The sequence below is a fragment of the Paracoccus sp. 22332 genome (assembly GCF_052045125.1).
Taxonomy (GTDB): Bacteria; Pseudomonadota; Alphaproteobacteria; order Rhodobacterales; family Rhodobacteraceae; genus Paracoccus; species Paracoccus haematequi_A.
Window position 1 is genome coordinate 1 of sequence record NZ_JBQEOI010000087.1, and the last position, 5,022, is coordinate 5,022.

The 5,022-nt window shown below is 63.8% G+C and carries 8 protein-coding genes and 1 pseudogene; 6 read left to right on the plus strand and 3 right to left on the minus strand.

All coding sequences use genetic code 11. The features are described from left to right. Positions 1-36 precede the first annotated feature (36 nt). Both ACTJI6_RS23500 and lspA read left to right on the plus strand, forming a co-directional pair. Positions 37-792, plus strand: a complete 756-nt coding sequence (locus ACTJI6_RS23500) for a cation transporter (RefSeq protein WP_440804163.1) — start codon at positions 37-39, stop codon at positions 790-792. Beyond that, positions 789-1,268 carry a signal peptidase II gene (gene lspA / locus ACTJI6_RS23505; RefSeq protein WP_088239308.1) on the plus strand — a complete coding sequence of 160 codons (480 nt, stop codon included), beginning with the start codon at positions 789-791 and terminating at the stop codon, positions 1,266-1,268. The genes ACTJI6_RS23500 and lspA overlap by 4 nt, the downstream gene beginning before the upstream one ends. A 90-nt stretch (positions 1,269-1,358) precedes the next feature. On the opposite strand, the gene ACTJI6_RS23510 is transcribed toward lspA, so the two are convergent. The 3 genes and pseudogenes from ACTJI6_RS23510 to ACTJI6_RS23520 form a co-directional block, all read right to left on the minus strand. Beyond that, on the minus strand, positions 1,359-1,649 hold the full coding sequence (locus tag ACTJI6_RS23510; RefSeq protein ID WP_028720592.1) for a hypothetical protein: 291 nt from the start codon (positions 1,647-1,649) through the stop codon (positions 1,359-1,361). A gap of 772 nt (positions 1,650-2,421) precedes the next feature. Next, a pseudogene (locus tag ACTJI6_RS23515) lies at positions 2,422-2,811 on the minus strand (relaxase/mobilization nuclease domain-containing protein); the annotation flags it as partial. Further along, entirely contained in the window at positions 2,811-3,173 is a 363-nt protein-coding gene (locus ACTJI6_RS23520) for a MobC family plasmid mobilization relaxosome protein (protein WP_126152583.1), read from the minus strand. The gene ACTJI6_RS23520 and the pseudogene ACTJI6_RS23515, both read right to left, overlap by 1 nt. A 286-nt stretch (positions 3,174-3,459) precedes the next feature. On the opposite strand from ACTJI6_RS23520, the gene ACTJI6_RS23525 reads away from it, so the two are divergent. From ACTJI6_RS23525 to ACTJI6_RS23540, 4 genes are all read left to right on the plus strand, one after another. Beyond that, positions 3,460-3,741 (plus strand): antitoxin of toxin-antitoxin stability system, encoded by a 282-nt coding sequence (locus ACTJI6_RS23525; RefSeq protein ID WP_126152582.1) that lies wholly within the window; start codon positions 3,460-3,462, stop codon positions 3,739-3,741. Further along, positions 3,738-4,010: a type II toxin-antitoxin system RelE/ParE family toxin gene (locus tag ACTJI6_RS23530; RefSeq protein ID WP_126152581.1), complete on the plus strand. Its 273-nt coding sequence runs from the start codon at positions 3,738-3,740 to the stop codon at positions 4,008-4,010. The genes ACTJI6_RS23525 and ACTJI6_RS23530 overlap by 4 nt, the downstream gene beginning before the upstream one ends. A 68-nt stretch (positions 4,011-4,078) precedes the next feature. Further along, positions 4,079-4,486 (plus strand): DUF2442 domain-containing protein, encoded by a 408-nt coding sequence (locus ACTJI6_RS23535; protein WP_126152580.1) that lies wholly within the window; start codon positions 4,079-4,081, stop codon positions 4,484-4,486. A gap of 334 nt (positions 4,487-4,820) precedes the next feature. Further along, on the plus strand, positions 4,821-5,022 hold a 202-nt coding region (locus tag ACTJI6_RS23540; protein WP_440804161.1), incomplete at its 3' end, for a hypothetical protein.

Sequence of the window (5,022 nt, forward strand, 5' to 3'; positions counted from 1 at the left end):
GCGGCCCGCAAGGTTGAAGGCGTGGACGAGGTGAAGGTGTCGATTGCCTCGCAGATCATGACGCTCAATGTCGATGATCCGCAGACGCGGCTTCCTGCTATTGAGCAGGCAGTGACAAGCCTGGGTTATCAGCTTGATCGCATAGGCCAGCCCAAGGTGGCCGGGGCGGAAACCGATGAGGATGACGACAAGATCCCTGACCTGTCGCACGTCACCCCAGCCTACAAGCGCGCACTCTGGATCGTTGTCCTTCTCAATGTCGGCTATGGCGTGATCGAGATTTTCGGCAGCTTTCTGTCGGGTTCGCAGGCGCTACAGGCGGACGCGCTCGATTTCGTGGGCGATGGCCTGATTTCCTTCCTCGGCCTCATTGCGGTGGGCTGGGGCCTCGCGGCCCGCGCCAAGGCGGCGCTGCTGCAAGGCGTGTTTCTGGGCCTGCTCGGCCTTGGCGTGATTGGCTCGACGCTCTACCGCGTCTTTGTCGAGCATGAGCCGGAAACCCTCCTGATGGGTGGCTTCGCGGTCGTGGCCTTCATCGTCAATGTGGCCGCTGCCCTTGTGCTGCTGCCCCACCGCAAGGGCGATGCCAATATGCGTGCAGTCTGGCTGTTCTCGCGCAACGACGCGATTGGCAACCTTGCCGTGGTCGTCGCGGCTGTCCTCGTCTGGGCGCTTAGCTCGTCCTGGCCTGACCTTCTGGTGGCCTTCGCCGTCGCGGGCCTGTTCCTGCAATCGGCGTGGTCGATCATCCGGGATGCGCGCTCCGATCTCAAACAGGCTGGCCGTGCATGAAAACGGCTAGGCCTGCACTCATCATCGCCTTTGGAGCCGCGCTCGATCTTGCTGCAAAGCTATGGGCGCGCACCTCTCTCGAACCCTACGGCGCGGCAACCGACTTTCTGCCCTTTGTCGCGCTGCGTCTGACCTTCAATCAGGGGGTTTCGTTCAGCCTGTTCTCATTCGAGGGTGAGACTGCGCGGCTTGTGCTGCTGCTCGCCACGGCCGCATTGACAGCGAGTTTTGCGCTATGGGCTTTTAGATCGCAGGGCTTGGAGCGCATTGCTGCCTCTTTCATTGTGGCGGGGGCGCTCGCCAATGTCATTGACCGTGCGGTGTATGGAGTGGTGACCGATTATCTCGATCTGCACTTTGGGGCATGGCACCCCTTTGTGTTCAATCTTGCAGATGTATGGATCACGGCCGGGGCTATCTCATTGTTCTTCTGCCAATTCAGCCAAAAACAAAGTAGGGTTGCCTTGAGGGGCTAACTTAAAGCTCGTGATCGTGGCCCCTGTCGCGCTCCCGCCTTGCGGCCCGCTCCAACTCCCATTCGTGCGCTTTGCGCTCCTGGACTAATGTCAGCGTTCTTTCAGCAACGCGTTCACCTGCTGCACCAAGTGCGTGGTTGAGGCGGTCTGCTTGGCTAAGGCCGCGTTCAAGTTCTCCAAGCCCGCGCTCAAGCGCTGCTGTGTGGCCTCGATCTGCGACAAGCGGGCCTCGATCGCTGATTGTCGCTGCGAGATGCGCTGCGACCATGCGCCCACCTTCTTCGAATATTCCTCGGACGCGCTCTCCGATTGATCGAACTCGTTCGCCAAGAGCCTGAACTGTTCGAGCAAGGCGCGCTCCAATGCCGTGAGCTGGTCCATGGCTCAGTCCCCATTCTTCATATGCAGGCAAATCGCTTTCCGCCCCGAGGGCGTGGTGCATTGCAGCGGGGTCGCGTTCTCGGGCACCACCAGGTAGCTCTGCCCCTCGCTCTGGAACGTCTCCAAGGGCATGTCCTCCACCACCCTCAAGGGCTGGCTCGAGCGCCAAAGCAAGAAGCCGGTCAGCATCAAGCTCACGATCAGCGCGCCCCAGGTCAGCCCCAAGATCCATTTCAGCTGTGGCAGCGCGCTCCTGATCCCATGCGTGGCTCGGGCGATAGCGATCTCGATTTCGGTCAGCTCGGTGCTCACGCTCGCGCTCACACGCTGCGAGAGCTTCTGCAGCTCGCTCTCGGTCAAGGCCGCGATCTCGGCCGTCTGGCTCTCCAACCTCTCGTGCAGCCGCTCGGCCAAGCTCCGCGTCATCGTTCCAGTCCTTCTCGTAGATGCGGCCCCTGAGCCGCAGGCGCTCGTCGGTGTCGGGATCGCGCACCGTCACGTAGTCCTTGCCTGCCCGCGTGACCTCCAGCCCGGCCTCGGTCAGCGCATCGACCAGGCTGACACGGTCATGCACCGCCCCCCGCTCGATCAGCCCCACCACATAGCCGTGGACGGCCTCCTTGCCCTCTTTCAGGTGGAATCCGTGCTGCGCCCAAGGCGGCGACAGCTCGAAGGCCACTTCCCGCGCCCGCGCCGGATCATCCGGGCGCGCCCAGCCATGCTCCAGGTTCAGTGCGTCCCGCAGGGTGGAAAAGCTCCGCTCCCAGCCGGGCGGCGCGATGTTGAGCGCCCGCCCGGAGGCCAGCTCCATGCGCGGGGTCACGAAGTGCAGCTCCACCCGCCCACCCTCGGTGTGCTGGTGCCGCACCCAGGAGATGTCGAACTGATCGACATCGAGGCCGGCGAAGGCAAAGGCTTCGAAGGCGTCCATCGCGGCCTCCTGCTCGATCACAGTGGGCGCATCCTCGGGCGCGAAGGACAACACTCCGTGCGTGTAGGTCCACTGCCGCCCGATGCTGTCGATCAGCTCCTGCGTCCGCGCCAAGTCGCCCCGCACCACCTCCGGCGGGCAATGCTCCCGGCCTTGGCGCTCCGCATCGACTAGGTAGCTGCACACCGCGCCCCCGCCGCCGCGCCCGCCGCTGGTGAACTTGATGAGCATTAGCCGCGCTCCGGCGGATCGGCCCGCGTATGCGCCGCCCGAAGCGCCCCAAGATCCCGGTCGATCTCGATCAGCCGCGACAGCAGCGCGGTTGCTGTCACCGGCTCGTGCCGGTTGGCGGCCCGCGCGAGCTGGTTGAGGTTGTTCCCGATCCGCGCCAGCTCTCGCAAAAGCTCAGGCGCGACCGGCGGCACCTCCCGCCGCGTCCGCAGCCGCAAGCCGCCCAAGGACGCCCGGATCAGCTCTGACAGGCTCATGCCCCGGCTCGCCGCCAATGCCTGCCATCGCGCCCGCTCGGCCGCGCTGGCCCGCAGCTTGATCCAACGGGCAGGCTCGGAAGCAGCGGAAGGGTCGTTGGCCATGAGGCAGGCTCCAAAGAGTGCAGGGGGATCGCCCCTGCCGGGGTTCGGGGCTGGTCCCGCCGTGCCAAAGGTGCGGGCCGGGGGTTTGAAGGGGGCGGCACGCCCCCTCACCAGCGCGAGTGGACAGGGCAAGGCAAAGCCTTATCGTGGCCACGAGAGTATGCTGGCGAAGAAGTCAGTTTGCAAGATTGACACTGCCGGGTTAGACAGCGTCCAAGCAGCTGATCGGTCTGGAATTGATATACTAACGCGGTATATACTCCGTTAGTATCTGTGGGGATGAGCTATGAACACCAAAGCCGTATTCACGATGAAGCTGGAACCGGATCTGCGGGAGAGCTTCATGGCCGAAGCCGCAGCCGCTGACCGTCCTGCATCGCAGGTCGTTCGTGAGCTGATGCGCGACTACATCGAGCAGCGCCGCCATGAGCGGGCCTACAGCGAGTATCTGGGTCGCAAGGTGGACAAGGCTCGCGCGTCGATGCTGAACGGCCAGGGACGCAGCCACGAGGCCGTGGAAGCCGATTTTGCGGCCAGGCGGGCCAAACTCGCCGAAGGCTCCGCGTGATCGTTCTCTGGGCGCCTGAAGCCGAGCAGGACCGCGCTGACATCATGGATTACATCGCGGCCGACAGCCCGTCTGCCGCGATCCGTATGGACCAGCTGTTCGGGGAAGCCGCAGCTCGGCTGGCAGATCACCCCTTCATGGGAAAGCCGGGCCATATTCCCGATACCCGCGAGCTGATCCCGCATCCCAGCTACCGCCTGGTCTACACCGTCAACCAGGACACGATCTGGATATTGGCCCTCGTCCATACTGCCCGCCTTTGGCCCTGATCGCTGGCTAGGACAGAAGGACTTGGCCGCGCACCTGTCCACCCTCTGCCCGCAATGGAGCGCCATTCATGGAGATTTCTGAGCAAGAGTTTCAGTCTGCCGTTCGCCAAGGCGAGGAGCTGCGCCGCAACGGCTATGCCGTCAGTGCCGAATATGACGCCCGCCAGAACCGCCTCGTGGTGGGCCTGAGCAGCGGCGTCACCATCATGGTCCCGGTGCATCTTGTTGAAGATCTGGCCGGTGCCGATCCGGTCGATCTGGCCGAGATCGAGATCACCCCGTCGGGCCTTGGGCTGCATTGGCCCAGATTGGATGCGGACGTTTACGTTCCCGGCTTCATGAAGGGCATCTATGGGACGCGCCGCTGGATGGCCGCGCTGCTTGGCGCGGAAGGGGGCAAGTCGTCCTCCCCCGCCAAGGCCGCGGCCGCACGGACCAACGGCGCCAAGGGCGGCAGGCCCCGCAAGCAGGCGTGAGGGTTCCGCAGCGCCTCTAGGACTCTCTCCAAGCCTTGGTGCCTGGTCTGACCCTCACAGGGCGCCACCGGCCCTCTGGCACAGCCTCGCCACGTCCTTGTTCCCCAGCATGTCCCATCCGTGCAGTACGACCTGACGGACGATCTGCGCGCATCAGTGCACTAAGACTCTTAGGATATATGGATACGCTGGTGCATTTTGGCCGTTTCGGCCTTGCTGGGCTGAGAAAAACAGAAATTGACAGTTGGCTGGTGGCCAACTAAAGTTGGCTGGTGGCCAACTATCGAGGCGAGGGATGGGCAGGATTTCACTTCACGAACTGCGGCGGATGGGGGTGTCTGTCGAAGACATCGAAACGGCCAAGGTCACGCAACTGGCGCAGCGCCGGACAGGCTCTCCGGTGCAGTCCATCGGCGTCATTGTCGGGGCAGCAGAACAGCGCCAACGCATGAACCCGAACCCGCCTGCCGATCTGACCGCCCGCGCAATGCGCAAGCGCGGTGTTTACGACCAGGCGGCGCTCCTGCTCGATCAGC

Excerpts from the sequence above, each read along its gene's own strand:
- ACTJI6_RS23525 (WP_126152582.1), top strand. The coding sequence starts at position 3,460 with ATGAACACCAAAGCCGTATTCACGATGAAGCTGGAACCGGATCTGCGG.
- ACTJI6_RS23510 (WP_028720592.1), bottom strand. The coding sequence starts at position 1,649 with ATGGACCAGCTCACGGCATTGGAGCGCGCCTTGCTCGAACAGTTCAGG.
- ACTJI6_RS23520 (WP_126152583.1), bottom strand. The coding sequence starts at position 3,173 with ATGGCCAACGACCCTTCCGCTGCTTCCGAGCCTGCCCGTTGGATCAAG.
- lspA (WP_088239308.1), top strand. The coding sequence starts at position 789 with ATGAAAACGGCTAGGCCTGCACTCATCATCGCCTTTGGAGCCGCGCTC.
- ACTJI6_RS23535 (WP_126152580.1), top strand. The coding sequence starts at position 4,079 with ATGGAGATTTCTGAGCAAGAGTTTCAGTCTGCCGTTCGCCAAGGCGAG.